Annotated in this window: 17 protein-coding genes; 11 read left to right on the top strand and 6 right to left on the bottom strand. The window is 68.2% G+C overall.

Annotation, left to right across the window (positions count from 1 at the left end):
• Positions 1-5: 5 nt before the first annotated feature.
• The 3 genes from AKG07_RS06285 to AKG07_RS06275 are packed head-to-tail and all read right to left on the bottom strand — an operon-like array spanning position 6 to position 5,802.
• Complete coding sequence (locus tag AKG07_RS06285) at positions 6-3,467, bottom strand: error-prone DNA polymerase (RefSeq protein ID WP_053096815.1); 3,462 nt, start codon at positions 3,465-3,467, stop codon at positions 6-8.
• A complete protein-coding gene (locus tag AKG07_RS06280) occupies positions 3,467-5,008 on the bottom strand; it encodes a DNA polymerase Y family protein (protein ID WP_053096813.1) in 1,542 nt (513 codons plus the stop codon). Before AKG07_RS06280 ends, AKG07_RS06285 begins: the two co-directional genes overlap by 1 nt.
• Positions 5,005-5,802 (bottom strand): hypothetical protein, encoded by a 798-nt coding sequence (locus tag AKG07_RS06275; RefSeq protein WP_053096811.1) that lies wholly within the window; start codon positions 5,800-5,802, stop codon positions 5,005-5,007. Before AKG07_RS06275 ends, AKG07_RS06280 begins: the two co-directional genes overlap by 4 nt.
• 132 nt (positions 5,803-5,934) lie before the next feature.
• Here AKG07_RS06275 and AKG07_RS06270 point away from each other — a divergent pair, with 132 nt between their 5' ends.
• The 5 genes from AKG07_RS06270 to AKG07_RS06250 are packed head-to-tail and all read left to right on the top strand — an operon-like array spanning position 5,935 to position 9,218.
• Entirely contained in the window at positions 5,935-6,405 is a 471-nt protein-coding gene (locus AKG07_RS06270; protein ID WP_053096809.1) for a prepilin peptidase, read from the top strand.
• Positions 6,406-6,443: 38 nt separating this feature from the next.
• Positions 6,444-6,656, top strand: coding sequence for a hypothetical protein (locus AKG07_RS06265; protein ID WP_053096807.1), 213 nt, complete (start codon positions 6,444-6,446; stop codon positions 6,654-6,656).
• Positions 6,649-7,293 carry a CYTH domain-containing protein gene (locus tag AKG07_RS06260; protein ID WP_053096805.1) on the top strand — a complete coding sequence of 215 codons (645 nt, stop codon included), beginning with the start codon at positions 6,649-6,651 and terminating at the stop codon, positions 7,291-7,293. The genes AKG07_RS06265 and AKG07_RS06260 overlap by 8 nt, the downstream gene beginning before the upstream one ends.
• A 54-nt stretch (positions 7,294-7,347) precedes the next feature.
• Positions 7,348-8,502, top strand: a complete 1,155-nt coding sequence (locus tag AKG07_RS06255) for a type III polyketide synthase (protein ID WP_230100706.1) — start codon at positions 7,348-7,350, stop codon at positions 8,500-8,502.
• A complete protein-coding gene (locus tag AKG07_RS06250) occupies positions 8,499-9,218 on the top strand; it encodes a methyltransferase domain-containing protein (protein ID WP_053096803.1) in 720 nt (239 codons plus the stop codon). The genes AKG07_RS06255 and AKG07_RS06250 overlap by 4 nt, the downstream gene beginning before the upstream one ends.
• A gap of 56 nt (positions 9,219-9,274) precedes the next feature.
• On the opposite strand, the gene lpdA is transcribed toward AKG07_RS06250, so the two are convergent.
• Together lpdA and AKG07_RS06240 are read right to left on the bottom strand one after the other, a co-directional pair.
• Positions 9,275-10,672, bottom strand: coding sequence for a dihydrolipoyl dehydrogenase (lpdA, locus tag AKG07_RS06245; RefSeq protein ID WP_053096802.1), 1,398 nt, complete (start codon positions 10,670-10,672; stop codon positions 9,275-9,277).
• A gap of 9 nt (positions 10,673-10,681) precedes the next feature.
• Entirely contained in the window at positions 10,682-11,341 is a 660-nt protein-coding gene (locus tag AKG07_RS06240) for a copper resistance CopC family protein (RefSeq protein WP_053096800.1), read from the bottom strand.
• A gap of 99 nt (positions 11,342-11,440) precedes the next feature.
• Here AKG07_RS06240 and AKG07_RS06235 point away from each other — a divergent pair, with 99 nt between their 5' ends.
• From AKG07_RS06235 to AKG07_RS06225, 3 genes are all read left to right on the top strand, one after another.
• Positions 11,441-11,926, top strand: coding sequence for an FHA domain-containing protein (locus AKG07_RS06235; RefSeq protein ID WP_150115087.1), 486 nt, complete (start codon positions 11,441-11,443; stop codon positions 11,924-11,926).
• The gene (ftsR, locus tag AKG07_RS06230) at positions 11,926-12,612 is read left to right on the top strand and encodes a transcriptional regulator FtsR (RefSeq protein WP_053096798.1); all 687 of its coding nucleotides are present in this window, start codon (positions 11,926-11,928) and stop codon (positions 12,610-12,612) included. The genes AKG07_RS06235 and ftsR overlap by 1 nt, the downstream gene beginning before the upstream one ends.
• Positions 12,613-12,711: 99 nt before the next feature.
• On the top strand, positions 12,712-13,257 hold the full coding sequence (locus AKG07_RS06225) for a MerR family transcriptional regulator (RefSeq protein ID WP_053096796.1): 546 nt from the start codon (positions 12,712-12,714) through the stop codon (positions 13,255-13,257).
• Between the two features lie 93 nt (positions 13,258-13,350).
• Here AKG07_RS06225 and AKG07_RS06220 read toward each other — a convergent pair whose 3' ends face one another.
• Positions 13,351-14,163, bottom strand: coding sequence for a ParA family protein (locus tag AKG07_RS06220; RefSeq protein ID WP_053099164.1), 813 nt, complete (start codon positions 14,161-14,163; stop codon positions 13,351-13,353).
• Between the two features lie 94 nt (positions 14,164-14,257).
• Here AKG07_RS06220 and AKG07_RS06215 point away from each other — a divergent pair, with 94 nt between their 5' ends.
• From AKG07_RS06215 to def, 3 genes are all read left to right on the top strand, one after another.
• Positions 14,258-17,665 carry a pyruvate carboxylase gene (locus AKG07_RS06215; protein WP_053096794.1) on the top strand — a complete coding sequence of 1,136 codons (3,408 nt, stop codon included), beginning with the start codon at positions 14,258-14,260 and terminating at the stop codon, positions 17,663-17,665.
• Between the two features lie 66 nt (positions 17,666-17,731).
• Positions 17,732-19,636 carry a MinD/ParA family ATP-binding protein gene (locus AKG07_RS06210; protein ID WP_053096792.1) on the top strand — a complete coding sequence of 635 codons (1,905 nt, stop codon included), beginning with the start codon at positions 17,732-17,734 and terminating at the stop codon, positions 19,634-19,636.
• A complete protein-coding gene (def, locus tag AKG07_RS06205) occupies positions 19,636-20,127 on the top strand; it encodes a peptide deformylase (RefSeq protein ID WP_053096790.1) in 492 nt (163 codons plus the stop codon). Before AKG07_RS06210 ends, def begins: the two co-directional genes overlap by 1 nt.
• Positions 20,128-20,132: the final 5 nt, after the last annotated feature.

The raw sequence follows: 20,132 nt of genomic DNA, 5'->3' as shown, positions 1-20,132 counted from the left end.
GCCGCTCACCGGAAGTCCCTCGAACGATGCGTCACCCCCGTTCGGAGATCTTCGAACGCGTCGGCGAGGACGTTCACGACGCCCTCCGCTGAACGCTCGAGGATGCCGCGGATGATCAGCGCAGGAGAATCGCGCGCCACCCGGTGGTAACGACCCCATACCCCAGTCGAGCAGATGACGTTGACGAGACCGGTCTCATCCTCGAGATTGAGGAAGGTGACACCGGCTGCGGTCGCCGGACGTTGGCGGTGGGTCACAAGACCGGCGACCTCGATGCGTCGCCCCGTCTCGTGGCTCTGCAGATCGGCTGAGGTGAGCACGCCCCGTTCGCGCAGGAGCCCGCGGAAATGCGCCATCGGATGGTCGTCGGTCGAGACGCCGGTCGCCCAGAGATCTGCGGAGAGCCGCTCATAGCTGGACTGATCGCTGAACAGCGGCGGTTGCACGGCGATCGTCGTGCCGGGAAGGAACCGGGATCGGTCTTCAGCGGCTGCCCCGGACAGCCAGATCGCCTCTCTGCGCTGGAGGCCGAGGCACTCGAACGCGCCGGCGGTCGCCAGGGACTCCAGCTGCGCAGCGGTGGCATCCGTGCGCCTCACCAGATCGTTCAGATCGCGGAAAGGTCCGGCTGCCTCGCGCTCGGCGACGATCTTCTCCGCCAGTTGAGTGCCGATGCCGCGCACACCGCTGAGACCCATGCGCACCGCATAGGCGCCATCTCGACGGTGTGCCGCCGACTCGTCCGGAGAGGAGCGATCGAAGCGCGGCACCCGGGGCTGCAGAGGGTCGCTGCAGGTGTCCCGCCCCGTCGGCATCCGCAGCGGTGAGCCCTCGAGGGGTTCGAGAGTCTCGGTGGCCCCCGAGGCGTGCAGATCGGGTCGACGCACCTCGACCCCGTGTCGTCGTGCATCCGCGGTGAGTGTCGACGCGGAGTAGAAGCCCATCGGCTGCGACCGGAGGAGCCCAGCGAGGAACGCCGCGGGATAGTGCAGCTTGAGCCAGGAGCTCGCATAGACCAGGAGCGCGAAGGACAACGAGTGGGACTCTGCGAATCCGAAGTTCGCGAAGGCCTGGATCTGCGCGTAGATGCGATCCGACTGCTCGGCGGAGAGTCCGCGTCTGGTCATCCCCGCGTAGAGCTTGTCTCGCACCTTGTCGATCTTCTCGAGCCCGCGCTTGGACCCCATCGCGCGTCTGAGCAGATCGGCCTCGTCGGCGGTGCAGTCGCCGATGGCCGTCGCCATCTGGATCAGTTGCTCCTGGAAGATCGGGATGCCCAGTGTCCGCTCGAGGATCGGCTTGAGGTCATCGTGCGGATACGGGATCTCGAGCACCACGGGCTCTTCGCCACGGGCGGCTCTGGCGAGATTCTCCTCGTCGAGCGCATCCTTCGCCATCTTGCGGCGGACGAAGGGATGCACGGCCCCGCCCTGGATGGGCCCGGGGCGGATCAGCGCGATCTGGATGGCGAGGTCGTAGAAGGCCCGAGGCTGCAGGCGGGGGAGAAGGCCGATCTGCGCACGGGATTCGACCTGGAACACCCCGATCGAGTCGGCGCGGCAGAGCATGTCGTAGACGGCCGGCTCTTCTTTCGGAAGGGTCTCGAGCGTCCACCGCTCACCCGTGGCGTCGTGGATCAGGTCGAAGCAGTGCTGGAGCGCAGCCAGCATCCCGAGCCCGAGGAGATCGAACTTCACCAGCCCCATCCAGGCCGCGTCGTCCTTGTCCCACTGGATCACCGTGCGGTTCTCCATGCGTGCATGCTCGACGGGAACGACCTCGCCGACAGGACGCGCGGTGAGCACCATGCCGCCGGAGTGGATGCCGAGATGCCGGGGAGCCTTCAGCAGTTCGCCCGCGTAGTCGAGCACGTTCGCCGGGATGTCGTGCTCGTCGGCCACCTCGAGTCCGGCGCTCCACCCATCGACCTGCCTGGACCAGGCATCCTGCTGTCCCGGAGAGTAGCCGAGAGCTCTCGCCATGTCGCGCACCGCGTTCTTCGGACGGTACTGGATGACGTTCGCCACCTGTGCCGCACGTTCGCGTCCGTACTCGCGGTACACCCACTGGATGATCTCCTCACGGCGATCGGAGTCGAAATCGACATCGATGTCCGGTTCTTCCTGTCGGGTCGTCGCGAGGAAGCGCTCGAAGGGCAGACGGTAGAGGATCGGGTCGACGGCGGTGATGCCGAGCAGATAGCAGACGGCGCTCGCCGCGGCCGAGCCGCGCCCCTGGCACAGGATGCCGCGACGGCGCGCCTCGGCGACGATGCCGTGGACGATGAGGAAGTAGCCGGGGAAGTCCTTCTCCTCGATCACATCGAGCTCGCGTCCGATCCTGCGACGGCCGTCGGCATCCAGGCGCGGATACTTCGTCGGCACGGCCTCCCACACCAGGTGGCGCAGCCAGCTCATCGGCGTGTGTCCGTCAGGGACCTCCTGCTTCGGGAGGGCAGGTCGTGCACGGCGGAGGGAGAAGGCCGACGCTGCGGCGAGTTCGAGGCCGTAGGAGATCGCGCCGGGGTGGCGCCGGAAGCGCGCTGCCATCTCCGCGCCGCTGCGCAGATGTGCTCCTCCGTGAGTCGGAAGCCACCCGTCGAGCTCGTCCATGCTGCGCACGGCGCGCACGGCGGCGACCGCTTCGGCCAGTGATGCACGCTCGGGCGCCGCGTAGTGCACGTTGTTCGTCGCCACCACCGGCAGTCGCATCCGTCTGGCGAGATCGGCGAGAGCGTCGTTGCGTCGTGTGTCCAGCGGGTCGCCGTGGTCAAAGAGCTCGACGGCGACGTGATCCTGGCCGAACAGATCCACCAGTCGGCGCAGCGGCGTCTGAGCATCTCCCGCCTCTAGGCCACGGCGGACCCCGCCCTTCCGGCATCCGGTGAGGATCGTCCAGTGCCCGTCTGAGGCGGCTGCCAGCTCCTCGAGGTCGTAGACGGGGCGGCCCTTCTCGCCACCGCGCAGGTGGGCGGCCGTCATCGCGCCGGAGAGACGGTGGTAGCCCTCCAGCCCGTCGGCGAGCACCAGCAGATGGTCGCCGACGGGATCGGGGGCGCCCCGCTGCGGTGCGTCGAGGCCGAGCGAGAGCTCTGCGCCGAACACGGTCTGGACGCTCACATCCATCAGCTCTGCGACCTCGGCGAAGCGGGCAGCACCGTAGAAGCCGTCGTGGTCGGTGAGCGCCAGTGCAGTGAGTCCGAGACGCTCGGCCTCGGCGAGCAGGTCCTCCGGTGAGGAGGCGCCGTCGAGGAAGGAATAGGACGAATGCGCATGCAGCTCGGCGTACGGGACGGCGTCCTCTGGCCTGCTGACGGACGTCGGTGGGTTCCGTGTGCGCTTGGTGCTGACGGGGCCGGGGTCGGGTCGGCTGCCGGGTGGGATGCCTCCGGTCGGGTAGGGCGATTCCTCGCCGCTGAGAGTGCGCTCCAGCTCGTTCCAGGACAGGGGAGGGTTGTGCCAGCCCATCAGCGGTACCTCCCCTCAGCCCACCACCGGCCTCCGGTGCAGAAGACGAGCCAGGCCCGATCATGATCGTCGACGATCTGCAGGCGGTGCCCTCTCTTGCCGCCGGAGTCCTCCCATCGGCGTTCATGGATCGGCCACGGACCGGCCCACGCCTGAACGTCGTCGCCGTCGATGCGAGCGGGCGCCGCCGAGAGTGCACCCCGTTCGTCGACGAGGACTGTCTCGCCGTCAGGGGAGAGCACTCCGATGGGGCGAGGAGGGCGGAACACCTCGGCGGGGAGAGGGTCGGGAAGGCTCCCCGGCCAGGGCTGCGCTGGGTCTCTGGGGGCGACGGAGCGTTCGCCCCACGGAGTGAGCACCTGTCGATCGACGAGCCAGCGCCCGCCGGAGAGGGCAGCGGTGACGACGCCCTCGTGGCCGAGCATCGTCTGCACGCGCGAGATGGCGTGATGCAGGCGTTCATCAGTGCCGGACCCGAAGAGGCCGGGCTGGTGATGGGCGGCATCGTCGACCGCCACGGGGACGATCCGCACCAGACAGATTCCGCCGAAGGCACGAGCCTCATCGACCGGCTCCTTCGCGGATTCGGCTCCCAGTGCTTCGAGCTGCCAGCGCACCCGGTCGACGAGATCAGCGGCATCGAAGCAGGTGGGATGCAGCCAGGGGCGCGAGAACACCTTGCCGTCGTCGTCGGTGAGGTCGATGCGGACCTCGGTGCACACCACCGAGGCCTCACCGAGGGCGAGCATGACCGCATCGGCCGTCTGCCGCACGGCGAAGGCCACCTGATCGGCTCCGGCGAGTGGCGAGTCGAACTCGATGGAGCGAACGAGCTCGGGTTCAGGAGGTCGTGCCACCACCGCGCGGGAATCGGCGCCGGCGGCGAGGGCGTGCAGACGCGCGCCGCGCTCGTCGAAGCGATCGCGCACCTCGATCTCGTCGAGGGCCGCGAAGTCGCCGAGCGTGCGCACACCGAGCCGGACGAGCAGACCGGTGAGCTGCTCGTCTCTCAGAACGTTCACCGGGAGTGGGGCGAGGAAGTCCTTCGCGAGGCCTGCAGGTACGACGGTGCACGGTGCGCTCCCTCGCGCGGCGAGCTCGGCGGTGAAGGGGCCGTCGGCGATGCCCACGCGCACCTCGGGGAACCCGGCGTCGGTGAGGATGTCGATCAGGGCACGCCCCGCCTCGGCCTCGCCGTCGTGATAGCGCGCGATGCCCCGTGCCCGCACCGCCGCCAGCCCTGGACGCAGCAGTGCCGCACCGGGCGCGTGCTTCTCGATGAGCTGCAGCACGGGGAGGAACGCTCTCTCGTCGCGGGCGGGGTCGTGGGGCATCACGCGCAGTGACGAGATATGGCCCTGAGCGACGCGGCGACGTTGGCCGGCGCGCACGCCGTGCTCCCTCGCCGATGCGGTGCACGCCACGACGCTGTTCGCATGCACCAGAGCGGTCGGCGGATGAGGCGGTGGGCCGCCGAGAGCTGCTCTCAGCGGCCAATCGGGAAGCCACAGGACGAGGACACGGAGTGGAGCGGCGGTCATCCGGCCACCGCCAGACGCGGGTACTCGAGCGGAGCGGCCTCGCCGCCGCGCAGGCCGGTCAGCCCTGTGATCTCGGCCATGGTCTCGGTGGCGACGTGCTCCGCCGGTAGCTCTTCCACTGCGCCGTGGGAGCCGGGAAGACGCACGCGCACGCTCGACGTCAGCGGACTGTGCCTCGTCCGCGCCGATACCGTCGCCGTGGCGCCTTCGATGAGCCCCCACCCCTCGCCGATGCCGAGCCAGTGCTGGTCGTGCAGCCGGATGGACCCCTCGCTCTGCGGCCAGGCGCCGGACTCCGCGGACTCGGTGACGAGCAGGGTGCTCCCGCGGTCGCGCAGTCGTGCGCTCAGTCGGGACACATCCGCATCGCGGGCCCTGCCTCCGGGCTGCACGGCGATCAGCGGAACCACCTCGGCGAGCGCAGAGGCCACGGCGAGCCAGCGGTCTCCTGGTTCGGGGACGAGGATCAGGCGAGGAAGCGCGATTCCGAACGCCGCTGCGGCTTCGACACCCAGTGTGGGCATGCCCACGACCGCGCACCAGTGGCCCTTGCCCGAGGCCGCGGCGAGCAGTGCGAGGACGAGACTGGGGGAGGGAGAGACGGTGTACGTCGCCCCCGTCTGCAGCCCCTCTTCGGGGAGCAGCGAGGAGAAGGCCGGATCGAGAGGGAGAAGCGGGTGCTCGCTGCGTCTGCGCTGCATGCGGCTGATCTCCCGGCGCAGCCGAAGAACCTCTCCGGCGCGGGAGTCGCCAGCCGGAGAGAGCGCGGTCACCGCATCGAGCCCGATCCCCATGAATCCATCCTCGAAGATATGTACTAATAAAGCAACTGGAGTAGATGACGATAGTTCGAACCTCCGACATCGCGGCGTGACGTTATCCACACGCGGTCATCGCCGCCGTCCGAGTTCTCCTAACCTGCGGGCATGGATCTCCGTACTGTGGCCGTCGTGACCGTTCATCTGGCCCTGTTCGCGATCGCCTGCCGACTCGTCGCCGTCGACATCCGCACGCATCGGCTGCCGAACCGGATCGTGCTCCCCACACTCGCGGCGCTCATCGTCCTCGGAGTCGTCGACGCCATCACGGTCGGCCAGAGCGCCCCGTTTATCAGGGCCGTATCCGGGTTGCTGATCCTCGGCGGCTTCTACGCGACGCTCCGTCTGCTCAGCCGGGACGGCATGGGCGGAGGCGATGTCAAGCTCGCCGCCGTCATCGGTCTGGTCCTCGGATGGCACAGCTGGCAGGCGCTCGCCGTGGGAGCAGCATCTGCCTTCGTGCTCGGCGCCGTGTTCTCCCTCTCGCTGATGATGCTCCGCAGGGCGGACGGCTCCACGCGGATCGCCTTCGGGCCGTGGATGATCATCGGCGCGCTCCTCGGCATCCTGATGGAGTGAGGCGCCGTGCAGGGTGCCGTCGGCGATAGGGTGAGGACATGGCACTCGCACGACTTCACGGCGGCCCGCTCGACGGGCAGATCATTCCTCTCGGCGACGCGGACGACAAGCTGATCGTCCCCTACAGCGAGACCCAGGTGGTGTACAACCGGAGCGGTGACGCGCAGAACACCGGCGACACCGACGGTCCCACCGAGATCGACTACTGGTACGACGAATCCCTCGAGGACATCAGCCCGTCGGATGACTGAGCACCCCAGCGATTCGCCGTCGGGCTCCGAGCCCTCCAGGGCCGTCGAGGTCGAGCGCAAGTACGACGTCGATGACTCCACGCCCCTTCCGGTGTGGGTGGGGATCCCCGGAGTGGATGCCGTGTCGTCCGGAGAGGTGCGCGAGCTCGACGCTCGCTACTTCGACACCGTCGATGCACGGCTCTCCCGTGCAGGGGTAGCCCTTCGTCGCCGCACCGGCGGCCCCGATGCCGGATGGCACATCAAGGGACCGCGAGAAGGTGACGGTCGCCTCGAGATCGGCTGGCCCCTGGGCGAAGACGACAGCATCCCGGATGCCGTGACCGAGACCATCTCGCGATGGGCGACGGCGCCGCTCACACCCCTCGCGCGGATCGAGAACACCCGCACGGCGTACCTGCTCACCGGGACGGCCGGAGTCGTCGCCGAGTTCGTCGATGACCGCGTTCGCGCGACCGATCTCCGACACGACGTGCAGCGGGAATGGCGGGAGTGGGAGTTCGAGCTCGGCCCCGCCGCGCCTGCCGATGCGGCGGGGCGAGCAGCCCTCTTCGACGCCGTGGAGCGGGTCGTCTCCGATGCCGGGGGTCGCGACGCGTCATCCGGCTCGAAGCTCGCGCGTGCTCTGGGTTTCTGACGCCCGATGCAAGCCCCTTCCGTGCTGGCGCGCGGTCATGCTTGAGTGACAGACATGACCCGCGCTGCCGTGCTCCGCTCATTGCGGACGATCGTTCCCGACACCGTCATCGAGCAGCACGAGGTGCGCGACATCTTCGCCTCGCAGCCCGATGTCGGACGCCTCGCCCAGCGGATCATCGGGGCGTCGTTCAACGGCTCGGGCATCGACACCCGCCACACCGTCATCCGAGAGCTCTCGCCCGCGGCCGGCACGGACGACAAGATGTTCTTCGACCGTGAGACGGGCCGCCTGCAGTCGCCGGGCACCGCAGCCCGCAACGACCTCTATACGCGCGAGGCGTCGCGTCTCTTCGTGGAGGTGGCGCGCAGCGCCTTGGATGCAGACCCCGACATCGTCGCCGCAGACGTCACGCACGTCATCACCGCATCCTGCACGGGCTTCCACGCGCCGGGCCCCGAGTACGAGATCGTGCGCGGGCTGGGGCTGTCCGACAGCGTGCAGCGCTATCACCTCGGATTCATGGGCTGCTACGCCTCGCTGCCGGCGCTCCGTGCGGCGAGCCAGTTCTGCGCAGCCGACCCCACGGCCGTGGTGCTCGTGGTCAGCGTCGAGCTGTGCACCGTGCACCTTCGCTCGTCGGAGGACCCGGATCTCATCGTCGCCAACTCGCTCTTCGCCGACGGGGCGGCTGCCGGCATCGTCACCGCACGCGACCTCGCCACTCCTGTTCCTGCGGTGCGTCTCGACGGCTTCCACACGGCGATAGCCGCGGAGGGCGAGAAGGACATGGCCTGGACCATCGGCGACCACGGCTTCGAGATGATCCTGTCGACGAAGGTGCCGCAGATCATCGGGGAGACCATCATCGGTGCGATCCGTCCGCTGTACGCGCGCGAGGGCGAGCTCGCAGCCGCGTTCGACGAGGGGCGTGTGGGGGAGCGGGTGGAGCACTGGGCCATCCACCCCGGTGGACGCAGCATCCTCGACCGCGTGCAGGAGCGACTGAATCTCAGCGACGATCAGCTCTTCCCGGCCCGGGAGACGCTGCGCGAGAACGGCAACATGTCGAGCGCCACTGTGCTCTTCGTCATCAAGCGGATCCTCGACGACGGCGCGGGGGACGGGTCGCGCGTCGCCGCGATGGCCTTCGGCCCTGGGCTGACCGCCGAGAGCGCACTGATGACGGTCACCACCGGCATCTCGTGAGACACGACCTCTCGACACGCGCCACCGAGGCGCGCGAGCTCATGGACGACCCGCATGCGGACATCGGGATGCTGGAGCGCACCTACCGGCGCTTCCGTCTCGTGAACGCGCTCGTCTCCCGACCCCGACTGCTCTATCGCCAGGACATCCTGCCGCGCGCCCGCCGCGGCCCGATCCGCATCCTCGACATCGGCGCGGGTGGCGGAGACGTATGCCGGATGATCGCGGCGCTAGCGCGGCGAGCGGGTCTCGAGGTGGAGATCACGGCGCTGGACGCCGACGAGCGGGCGATCCGCTGGGCGGCGGAGCACGATGGAGGAGCCGGCATCGCATATCGCTGCGCCTTCTCGTCGGACCTCGTGGCGGAGGGCGAGCAGTTCGACGTGGTCTTCTCGAATCACGTGCTGCACCACCTCACCGGGGCGGAGCTCGACGGCCTGCTGCGGGACTCCGAGGCGCTCGTCGGCAGCGGCGGTGTCGTGGTGCACCGCGACATCGCCCGCACTCGACTCGCCTACGTGCTGTACGACGTCGCGACGTGGATCCTCGCGGGCACGCTGTTCCGGGGCTCGTTCATCCGAGAGGACGGCCTCATCAGCATCCGTCGCTCGTACACGAGGGGAGAACTCGCCGCGCTCGTGCCGTCCGGGTGGACCGTGCACTTCGGACTCCCCTCCCGGCTGGAGCTGCGCAGGCGAGCCGACGCGGTCTCATGACGCACGAAGGCCCGGCCACGCGTGAGCGTGCCGGGCCTTCGAGTCGATCGCGGTGATCAGAAGTTGATCATGTGACCTGCGAGGCCGTGGAAGCCCTCCTGCAGCGCCTCCGAGAGCGTCGGGTGCGTGTGCACGTTGCGAGCCAGCTCGAGGGCCGTGAGGTCCCACTTCTGGGCCAGCGTCAGCTCGGGCAGGAGTTCCGACACGTCGGGGCCGATCATGTGGGCGCCGATGAGCTCGAGGTGCTCGGCGTCGGCGATCAGCTTGACAAATCCGACGGGCTCGCCGAGTCCGTGCGCCTTGCCGTTGGCCATGAACGGGAACGTCGCGACCTTGATCTCGCGTCCCTCGTCCTTCGCCTGCTGCTCGGTGAGGCCGAACGAGGCGACCTGCGGCGAGCAGAACGTCGCGCGCGGCATCATGCGGTAGTCACCCAGCGTCTGGGTCTCCGCGCCGCCGATGGTCTCTGCGGCCACGACGCCCTGCGCCTCGGCCACATGGGCGAGCTGCAGCTTGGCGGTGACATCGCCGATCGCGTAGATGCCCTCGACGTTCGTGCGCATGTGGTCGTCGATGTCGATCGCGCCGCGCTCGGTGAGCTTCACGCCGGTGGCCTCGAGACCGAAGCCCTCGATGTTGGGGGCGAAGCCGACCGACATGAGCACCTTGTCGGCCTCGATCGAACTCTGCTGACCGTCCTTGCCGGTGTAGGAGACGGTGACGGACGAGCCGTTGTCCACGACGGACTCGACCTTGGTGGAGGTCAGGATGTCGACGCCGTAGTTCTTGTACTGCTTGGCGATCTCCTTCGACACGTCGGCATCCTCGTTGGGGAGGGCACGGTCGAGGAACTCGATGATGGTGACCTTGACGCCGTAGTTCGTCATCACGTACGCGAACTCCATGCCGATGGCGCCGGCGCCCACGATGACGATGGACTTCGGCAGCTCGCGCGAGAGGATCTGCTCTTCGTACGTCACGACGTTGTCGCTGAGCTGGACGCCCGGAAGAAGTCGGACCTTCGAGCCCGTCGCGATGATCGCGTTGTCGAAGGTGACCTCTTCGGTCGAGCCGTCGGACTTCGCGACCGAGATCGCCTTCGGGCCCGTGAAGGTGCCGCGACCGTCGTACTCGGTCACCTTGTTCTTCTTCATCAGGAAGTGGATGCCCTTGACGCGACCGTCGGCGACGACGCGGCTGCGGTCGAACGCCTTGCCGTAGTCGATCGTGAACTCACCCGAGATGCCGAAGAAGTCGGCCTTGTGGTTGAGCGTGTGCGCGAGCTCCGCGTTCTTCAGAAGAGCCTTGGAGGGGATGCAGCCCACGTTGAGGCACACACCGCCCCAGTACTTCTCTTCGATGATGGCGGTGGACAGACCGAGCTGCGCGCTGCGAACCGCAGCGACGTATCCGCCAGGACCTGCACCGAGGATGACGACATCGTAATGTGGCATGCCTTAAGCCTATCGCCCCGAGGGGAGGTCGGAATCGGCGGATGCCGGGTCGCGACGACCGCGGACGACGAGCCAGACGACGATGCCGACGATCACGAGGACGCCGACGATCGAGAGCACCCAGATCATCGTCATCGGCGCCGCTGAGTCGTCGCTCTCGGGGGCCGGGGTGGCGTCCGTCCCGGGGCCCGCGGTCGCAGCCGGCTCGGGTGCTGCGGTGGCACTGGCAGTGGGCTCGGAGCTGGGCTCCGAGGTGGGCGCGGCCTCCGTGCTGTTCGTGACCGTGAAGTCGAACTCTCCCGAGGTCGGATGGCCGTCGCTCGACACGACCTTCCAGATCACGTGATAGCCGCCGGCTGGGGCCTCGGCGGCGAGCGGCTGAGTGACGATCGCCCCCTCGACCGTGGCGGCTCCGTCGGTGACCGAGTTGCCGGACGGATCCGTCACGACAACCTCGGTCGCGCCGGTTTCATCGATGAGCTTCGCGCTGAAGGTGAGCGTCAATTCGGTGGGAAGCGTGTCGACCGTGCTGTCGGCCTCGGGGGAGGAGGCGAGCAGGCTGTCGTGGGCTGAGGCGGAGAGAGGTGCGAACAGCACGAGGAATGCGGTCAGGAGGGCGGCCGCAAGGGCGATCGGAGCTGCGGGGAGGCGACGGGCTGTGGTTTTCACGTGCTCAGCCTATGAAGTGTCGGTATGCGGTGCCTGATAGTGACGCGAGCTCCCGCGACCGCCGTCCGATCAGTTAGTCTGGAGGACTAGGAGGGCATAGTGACAGACAGCCAGAATCGATCGGGCGGAGACGCCGCGATCCACCGTCCCGGCGAGCAGAGGCACGACGTGACGCAGACGTTCGGGCATGACTCGGACCTCTCCTTCGTGCCTTTCGGCGTGGAGCTCACCGACGTGGAGCAGGGCGCCATCGCGGCCCTTCCCTCCGGTTCCGCACTGCTTCTCGTGCGCTCCGGAGCTCTTGCGGGGGCCCGCTACCTTCTCGACACCGATGTGACGACCGTGGGTCGCCACCCCGAAGCCGACATCTTCTTCGACGACGTGACCGTCTCGCGCCGCCATGCGGAAGTGACTCGCAACGGATCGACGTTCGAGATCATCGACCAGCGTTCGCTCAACGGCACGTATGTGAACGGTGAGCGCGTCGACCGCAGTCCGCTGGTCGACGGCACCGAGCTTCGCGTCGGCAAGTTCCGGTTGAACTTCTTCGCCTCTCCCGTCGATCGCGTCGCGGCGATCGACTGATGGCGGCTTCCCCCGCCCGCGAACGCTCAGCGTCCGCGGGCCTTCTGAGCATCGGGCAGGTGCTGGCCCGGCTCACGCCCGAGTTTCCCGAGCTCACCTCCAGCAAGCTCCGTTTCCTCGAGGTGCAGGGGATCGTCAGCCCGTCGCGCACGGAGTCCGGCTACCGCAAGTTCTCGCAGGCCGACATCGAGCGACTGCGTCTCGGTCTCACGCTGCAGCGCGACCACTACCTGCCGCTCAGCATCATCCGCGAGCAGCTCGACGAGGCAGAGGCGAACGGTGAAGCCGCGACCCTGGCTCCGCCGCCCTCGATCACGCCCACTCCCCGGCGCTACCGCCGAGGAGAGCTGCTGTCGGCAGCAGGCGCGGGCCCCCAGCTTCTCAATGACGCGATCAGCACCGGCGTGATCGTCGCGCAGGAGAGCTATCCCGAGTCGACCGTCACGCTGCTTCGCGGCCTGGTCGCCCTCGATCGCCACGGTATCGAGCCCCGCCACCTGCGCTCGCTGAGGCAGGGTGCCGAGCGAGAGGTCGCACTGATCGAGTCTGCGATGTCCTCTCTGCTGCGTCGTACGGACGCCGCGTCGAGGGCGAAGGCGAGCGAGATGGCACCGAGCCTCGCCTCGAAGATCGACGAGGTGCGCTCGCTCTTCGTCAAGGACGCGCTCACCAGGTTGCTTTCGTAACGAACTGATTGCGACACACCTTCGGTGTCCCACGGATGTCATTGCCGGTGCCGGAGGCCTGCTCTAGCGTGGAGGTAACAGCTCCAGGGAGGATTTCAAATGAATGCGGATGAGCGTGCAGGCGACCCGCGGTTCGTGCCGGAACTCCTCTTCACCGACGGTCTGCCGGCGATGGACGACGAGGTCGGCTACCGCGGCGCGGTAGCGGCGCGGGCGGCCGGCATCACCTACCGGCAGCTGGACTACTGGGCTCGCACCGAGCTGGTGGAGCCCACGGTGCGCGGCGCCAGCGGTTCCGGGTCGCAGCGTCTCTACGGCTTCCGCGACATCCTCGTGCTCAAGCTCGTGAAGAGCCTTCTCGACACCGGCATCTCGCTGCAGCAGATCCGCACGGCGGTCGATGAACTCCGCCGCGCCGGCATCCGCGATCTCGCAGGAACGACGCTGATGAGCGACGGAGCCTCTGTCTACCTGTGCACCTCGAACGACGAGGTCATCGACCTGGTCAGTCGCGGTCAGGGAGTGTTCGGCATCGCTGTGGGCAAGGTCCTGCGCGAGGTCGAGTCGACGCTCGTCGAGTTCGATGCGACAGTGCCCGACCCGGTCGACGAGCTGTCGGCACGGCGCTCGAAGCGTTCCGCCTGAGCATTCGCCACCGAAGTCCCGCGAGCAGAGTCGCGCGACACGAAGAAACGGCCACCCTCGCGAGAGGATGGCCGTTCTGCTGTCCGGGGTGAGTCAGGCCTGCACGCCCGAGTCGGCGACCTGGATCCGGCCGGTGCGGATGATCCGGTCGAGCAGCTGATCGAAGTCGGAAGCGAGCTCCTGGGCCGAGTCGCCCGGCCAGATGTGGAGCGGCTTGGCTGCTCCCTGAGCCTGCTGCAGCGAGGTGCGCTCGGGCAGCTGGGGGGAGAGCACGAGCGGACCGAACATGTCGCGCAGCTCTTTGATGCGGAACTGGTGCTCGATCGACTGGGGACGCACCCGGTTCACGACGATGCCGAGAGGCTGCAGTCGAGGGGAGAGGCCGCGACGGATCTCTTCGATCGCGCGCAGCGCGCGGTCGGCCGCAGCCACGGAGAAGAGCCCGGGCTCTGTGACGACCATCACCCGATCGCTCGCTGCCCACGCGGTGCGGGTGAGGGCGTTCAGCGACGGGGCGCAGTCGATGAGGACGAGGTCGTAATCTGCCTCGACGGCAGCGAGCGCCTCTTCGAGCTTCCAGACGTCGCGCACGCTCGGGTGCGGGCCGTCGAAGTTGATCGCGGACGGACTGCCGATCAGCACGTCGATGGTCCCGGGGTGCACCTTCGCCCAGCCGCTCGAGGTGATCGCCTGACGGACGACCTTCTCCTTCGGGTTCGCCAGGACATCGGCGATGTTGAGCCGACCTGCCACCTGGATGTCCATCCCGGTGGACACATCGGACTGTGGGTCGAGGTCGACGACGAGCGTTCGGACACCACGGGCGAAGGCTGCTGAGGCCAGGCCGAGTGTCACGGTCGTCTTGCCGACGCCTCCCTTGAGAGAGCTGACGCTGAGTACGTGCACGAACACCACGTTACCTTCCCCTAGGCTGGGTGCACACTCAGCCCCGCCCCATGCGCGCCGTATCCCGATGCGTATCGAGCTCCCAGAGGTGTGCATGTTCCAGAAGATCCTTGTGGCGAACCGCGGCGAGATCGCGATCCGTGCCTTCCGTGCGGCTTTCGAAGTCGGGGCCAGGACTGTGGCGGTGTTCCCGCACGAGGACCGTGGTTCGGTCCATCGGCTAAAGGCCGACGAGGCCTACGAGATCGGCGAACGCGGTCATCCGGTGCGCGCCTACCTCGACGTCGATGAGATCATCCGCGTCGCGAAGGATGCCGGGGCAGATGCGATCTACCCCGGATACGGCTTCCTCTCGGAGAACCCGGAGCTGGCCGAGAAGGCCGCCGCCAACGGCATCGTCTTCATCGGGCCCCCTGCGAAGGTCCTCGAGATGGCGGGCAACAAGGTCGAGGCCAAGCGTCATGCCATCGAGGCCGGCGTTCCGGTGCTCCGTTCGACGGAGGCGTCCGATGACATCGATGCACTCGTCGCCCAGGCCGCTGAGATCGGCTTCCCGCTGTTCGCGAAGGCCGTCGCCGGCGGTGGCGGACGCGGCATGCGACGCGTCGAGTCCGCAGGTGAGCTCGCTCCGGCACTCGCAGAGGCCATGCGCGAGGCCGCCAGCGCGTTCGGCGATCCGAGGATGTTCCTCGAGCAGGCTGTCCTTCGTCCCCGGCACATCGAAGTCCAGATCCTCGCCGACAAGACGGGCGAGACCGTGCACCTCTTCGAGCGGGACTGCTCCGTGCAGCGCCGTCACCAGAAGGTGGTGGAGATCGCCCCGGCACCGAACCTCGACGACGGCATCCGCACCGCGCTGCACGGCTACGCCGTCGCGTTCGCCCGTTCCATCGGATACGAGAACGCGGGAACGGTCGAGTTCCTGCTCGAGACCGCGGGGGAGCGCACCGGCGAGGTCGTCTTCATCGAGATGAATCCGCGCATCCAGGTCGAGCACACGGTCACCGAGGAGGTGACCGACGTCGATCTCGTGCAGAGTCAGATGCGCATCGCGGCGGGACAGACGCTCGTGGAGCTCGGTCTCGAACAGAAGGATCTCCATGTGCGGGGAGCTGCGCTGCAGTGCCGCATCACGACGGAGGATCCCACTCAGGGGTTCCGTCCGGACACCGGCAAGATCACCACATACCGCTCACCGGGTGGCGCAGGGATCCGGCTCGACGGCGGCACCGTCCATCAGGGCGCGCAGATCAGCCCGCACTTCGACTCGATGCTCGCGAAGCTGACCTGCCGTGGTCGCGACTACCCTGCTGCGGTGGCGCGCGCGCGGCGCGCGTTGGCGGAGTTCCGCATCCGCGGCGTCTCGACGAACATCCCGTTCCTGCAGGCGCTGCTCGAGGATGACGCGTTCATCGCCGGCGACGTGAGCACGTCCTTCATCGACGAGCGTCCAGACCTGCTGCGCGGACGCGAGTCGAAGGATCGCGGTACCCGGATCCTGAACTGGCTGGTGGACGTGACGGTCAACAAGCCCCACGGCATCCACCCCGGCTCGTTGGATCCGCGGGCCAAGCTTCCGGCCGCGGACCTGTCCGCCACCCCGGCATCCGGTTCACGGCAGCGCCTGCTCGAGTTGGGACCGGAGGGCTTCGCGAAGAGCCTCCGCGCGCAGAGTGCCCTCGCCATCACGGACACGACCTTCCGTGATGCGCACCAGTCGCTCCTGGCCACCCGGGTGCGCACGAGGGATCTCGTCGCGGTCGCACCGCACATCGCCAGGCTGACGCCGGACCTGTTCTCGGTCGAGGCCTGGGGAGGTGCCACCTACGACGTCGCTCTGCGCTTCCTGGGCGAAGACCCCTGGGAGCGTCTCGACAAGCTGCGGGCCGCCCTTCCGAACGTCGCGATCCAGATGCTTCTCCGGGGACGCAACACCGTGGGCTACACGCCCTACCCGACGGCGGTCACCGAAGCGTTCGTAAAGGAGGCGGCGGCGAGCGGGGTCGACATCTTCCGGATCTTCGATGCCCTCAACGACATCGAGCAGATGCGCCCAGCGATCGACGCGGTGCGGAACACGGGTACGGCCATAGCCGAGGTGGCGCTCTGCTACACCGGCGACCTGCTGAACCCGGCCGAGGACCTGTACACCCTCGACTACTACCTGAATCTCGCCGAGCAGATCGTCGGGGCCGGGGCGCACATCCTGGCGATCAAGGACATGGCGGGCCTTCTGCGTCCCGCGGCGGCGGCGAAACTCGTCACCGCGCTGCGCGAGCGCTTCGATCTGCCCGTGCATCTGCACACGCACGACACCCCCGGCGGACAGCTCGCCACCCTGCTCGCCGCCAGCGCGGCGGGAGTGGATGCGGTCGACGCGGCATCCGCTCCGCTGTCCGGCACGACCAGCCAGCCCTCGCTCTCTTCTCTCGTCGCCGCGCTCGCGCACACGGATCGGGACAGCGGCATCTCGCTCGACAGCGTCTCGAACCTCGAGCCGTACTGGGAGGCGGTCCGTCGAATGTACGCGCCGTTCGAATCCGGACTTCCGGGCCCCACAGGCCGGGTCTACCACCACGAGATCCCGGGCGGTCAGCTGTCGAACCTGCGTCAGCAGGCGAAGGCGCTCGGCCTCGCAGAGGACTTCGAGCTGATCGAGGACATGTACGCCGCCGCCGATCGGATCCTCGGCCGGGTTCCCAAGGTGACCCCCTCGTCGAAGGTGGTCGGCGATCTCGCGCTGCACCTGGCAGCGGTGAAGGCGGATCCCGCCGATTTCGAGGCGAACCCCGAGAAGTACGACGTGCCCGACTCCGTCGTCGGGTTCATGGCGGGTGAACTCGGCGACCTCCCGGGCGGATGGCCCGAGCCCTTCCGCACCAAGGTTCTGGCGGGACGGTCGGTGCGCACAGGCATGACGGAGATCTCGGCCGACGATGAGGCGGCCCTCGCAGGTGACGGTGCGACCCGTCGGGCGAGACTGAACACGCTGCTGTTCCCCGCGCCGATGCGCGAGTTCACCGAGCGACGCGACGTGTTCGGCGATCTCTCGGTGCTCGACACGGCCGACTACCTCTACGGTCTCGTCCAGGGGCAGGAGCACGTCGTCGAGATCGATCGCGGCGTCCAGCTGTACGTGGGGCTCGAAGCCATCGGCGATGCGGACGACAAGGGCATGCGCACCGTCATGACGACGCTCAACGGTCAGCTGCGACCGGTGTTCGTGCGCGACAGATCGGTGGCAGTGGACGTGCACGAGATCGAGAAGGCCGACACCTCGGTGCCCGGTCAGGTGGCCGCACCGTTCTCGGGCGTCGTGACGCTCAAATCGGAAGTCGGTGACTCGGTGCGCGCCGGTGAACCGGTCGCATCCATCGAGGCGATGAAGATGGAGGCCGCCATCACGGCCCCCGTCGACGGTGTGGTCGAGCGCCTCGCGATCGGTGCGACGCAACAGGTCGAGGCCGGCGATCTTTTGGTCGTGATCCGCCCGGCGCACTAATCTTGTGCGGGCGAGGCCGCGTTCGACGCAACGCACCCGAGGCCCGCACAAGCTTGGAGTGACACAGTGACCCCGAAGAACGTGGCAGACAACCCGGACGATGAGTCCAGAGGGGTCCTCGACGACGCGACGTCGTTGGACACCTCGGCGATCGGGATCCTCGGCACCGCGCAGGTGAGCGTGGTGTTGCCGACGGACGATGACGACGACCTGGAAGACGACGGCGTCATCGAGGGCGAGGTCGTCGCGGATCTGATCGTCGACGAGCCCGTCGCCGCGGCTAAGGCTGCGGCGGAGATCGCACCGGCACCGCTCGGTGCGGCGCCGATGATCATCGAGCTGCCGCCGGAGCCCGCGAAGGAAGAGATCCAGCGCCCCGAAGTCGAGGCGGAAGCAGAGTCCCAGGCGGAGCCTGAGCCTGCGGTCGAGCCTGAGTCTGAGGTCGAGCCTGAGTCCGCAGTCGAGCTTGAGCCTGAGCCTGAGCTCGAAGTTGAGCCTGAGGTCGAGCCCGAGCCCGAGCCTGAGGTCGAGTCTGAGTCTGAGTCTGAGGTCGAGTCTGAGGTCGAGTCTGAGGTCGAGCCTGAGCCTGAGCCTGAGGTCGAGTCTGAGTCTGAGATCGAGCTTGAAATCGAGCCCGAGCCCGCGGTCGCTCCCGCGACCGAATCGCAGTCGGAGACCGAACCGGACGCTCAGCCCGAGCCCCCGCGCACACGTGAGCGCACTCCGGTGACTGCATCAGCCACGGATGCCGGCGCCATTCCGTCCGCGAAGCCGGCTGCAGCGCCTGCTGATGCCGTCGCCGCGGAGGAGGCCGCTGCCGCCGCGGCGTTCATCGCCAAGGCGAAGGCGGACTTCGACGCCGCGCCGACCTCGAGGAGAGCGTCGGCGGCATCATCTCTCGCCAAGAAGGAGACTTCGGCAATGGACGCACAGAAGCCCAGGACCGCCGTAGCACCCGCGACTCGATCAACCCGGGCCGACGTGCAGCTCTCGTCGAAGCGTCTGGACGACCTCGGCGACTCCTCTCGCGAGAGCGCCGACCTCCTCACCGCCGACCGACTGCTTGACCCGCACCGTCTCACCAAGCCCGAACCCGAAGGGGCGTGGAGCCACTTCCTCTACGCCATCTCGGGGCGCCGGATCAACATCGGTGACGGACGCCGCGCCCGCGAGCGGAAGGCTCTGAGCGCGCGGATCGCCGCTCCGATCGTCGGGGGAGCCCGGTTCGTCCCCGTGCTGTCGCGGAAGGGCGGAGTCGGCAAGACGACGATCACCGCTCTGCTGGGCATGGCCCTCGCCGACGCCAGGGACGATCGCGTCATCGCGGTCGACGCCAACCCCGACCGCGGCACCCTCGCCGAGCGGGTGGTGCGGCCGCACCACAACAAGTCGGTGCGCGACCTCGTCCGCATCCATGACGAGGTCAGGGGGTATCACGACATCTCTGCGATCGTCGCGCGAGACGCCACCCGCCTCGACGTGCTCGCGTCCGACTCGGATCCTCGGATCGCCGAGGCGTTCAGCGACAGCGACTATCGCGACGTGGCAGGCGTCGCCGCGCACTACTACTCGCTCGTGCTCACGGACACCGGAACGGGCATCGTGCACTCGGTCATGTCGGCCACGCTCGATCTGGCCGATCAGATCGTGATCGTGTCGGGGCTGAGCGTCGATGAGGCGCGGCTGGCGTCGGAGACGCTGACGTGGCTCGAGAGCAACGGGTACGCCGAGCAGGCCCGCGAGGCGGTCGTGGTGCTGAACCAGTCGACGCCCGGCGCCCCGCTGGTGCGCCTCAACGAGCTCGAAGCGCATTTCGGCACGAGGGCGAAGCATGTGGTGCGGATGCCGTACGACTCGCAGATCGCCGGGGGCGGGACCATCGTCTTCACCAATCTCCAGCCTGAGACACGGGTGGCGGCACGGGAACTGGCTGCGCTGCTCGTCGAAGGTCTGCGGGCGAAGGGCGCCTGATGGCGGTCCGTGAGATCCGGGTCTTCGGAGACCCCGTGCTTCGCACCGTCTGCGCACCGATCGACCCTATCGACGAGGGGGTGCGCGCGCTCGTCGCCGATCTGATCGACACCGTCGAGCTGCCTGGCCGTGCCGGTGTCGCGGCTCCGCAGATCGGCGTCGCGCTCCGCGCCTTCAGCTACAACATCGACGGTGACATCGGTTACGTGCTCAATCCCGTCCTGACCGAGGTTCGGGGTGAGCCGGTGCCCACGGGGGAGGGGTGCCTGTCGGTCCCCGGCCTGTGGCACGACGCCCTGCGACACCCGTGGGCCCGCGTCGAGGGCATCGACCTCGACGGTGAGCCGGTGGTGCTCGAAGGAAGCGGTCTGCTGGCGCAGGCGCTCCAGCACGAGACCGATCACCTCGATGGGAAGCTCTACCTCACGAGGCTGGATGCCGAGACCCGCAAGCGTGCGATGCGCGAGGTCAGAGAGAGCGCCTGGTTCTGATCCCC

Origin of the sequence: Microbacterium sp. CGR1, from assembly GCF_001266755.1 — a bacterium.
Lineage (GTDB): Bacteria > Actinomycetota > Actinomycetes > Actinomycetales > Microbacteriaceae > Microbacterium.
This window is presented reverse-complemented; position numbering and strand designations above follow the sequence as displayed.

Coding starts and splice junctions, on each gene's coding strand:
- AKG07_RS06285 (WP_053096815.1), bottom strand. CDS start 3,467: ATGGGCTGGCACAACCCTCCCCTGTCCTGGAACGAGCTGGAGCGCACT.
- AKG07_RS06280 (WP_053096813.1), bottom strand. CDS start 5,008: ATGACCGCCGCTCCACTCCGTGTCCTCGTCCTGTGGCTTCCCGATTGG.
- AKG07_RS06275 (WP_053096811.1), bottom strand. CDS start 5,802: ATGGGGATCGGGCTCGATGCGGTGACCGCGCTCTCTCCGGCTGGCGAC.
- AKG07_RS06270 (WP_053096809.1), top strand. CDS start 5,935: ATGGATCTCCGTACTGTGGCCGTCGTGACCGTTCATCTGGCCCTGTTC.
- AKG07_RS06265 (WP_053096807.1), top strand. CDS start 6,444: ATGGCACTCGCACGACTTCACGGCGGCCCGCTCGACGGGCAGATCATT.
- AKG07_RS06260 (WP_053096805.1), top strand. CDS start 6,649: ATGACTGAGCACCCCAGCGATTCGCCGTCGGGCTCCGAGCCCTCCAGG.
- AKG07_RS06255 (WP_230100706.1), top strand. CDS start 7,348: ATGACCCGCGCTGCCGTGCTCCGCTCATTGCGGACGATCGTTCCCGAC.
- lpdA (WP_053096802.1), bottom strand. CDS start 10,672: ATGCCACATTACGATGTCGTCATCCTCGGTGCAGGTCCTGGCGGATAC.
- ftsR (WP_053096798.1), top strand. CDS start 11,926: ATGGCGGCTTCCCCCGCCCGCGAACGCTCAGCGTCCGCGGGCCTTCTG.
- AKG07_RS06225 (WP_053096796.1), top strand. CDS start 12,712: ATGAATGCGGATGAGCGTGCAGGCGACCCGCGGTTCGTGCCGGAACTC.
- AKG07_RS06215 (WP_053096794.1), top strand. CDS start 14,258: ATGTTCCAGAAGATCCTTGTGGCGAACCGCGGCGAGATCGCGATCCGT.
- def (WP_053096790.1), top strand. CDS start 19,636: ATGGCGGTCCGTGAGATCCGGGTCTTCGGAGACCCCGTGCTTCGCACC.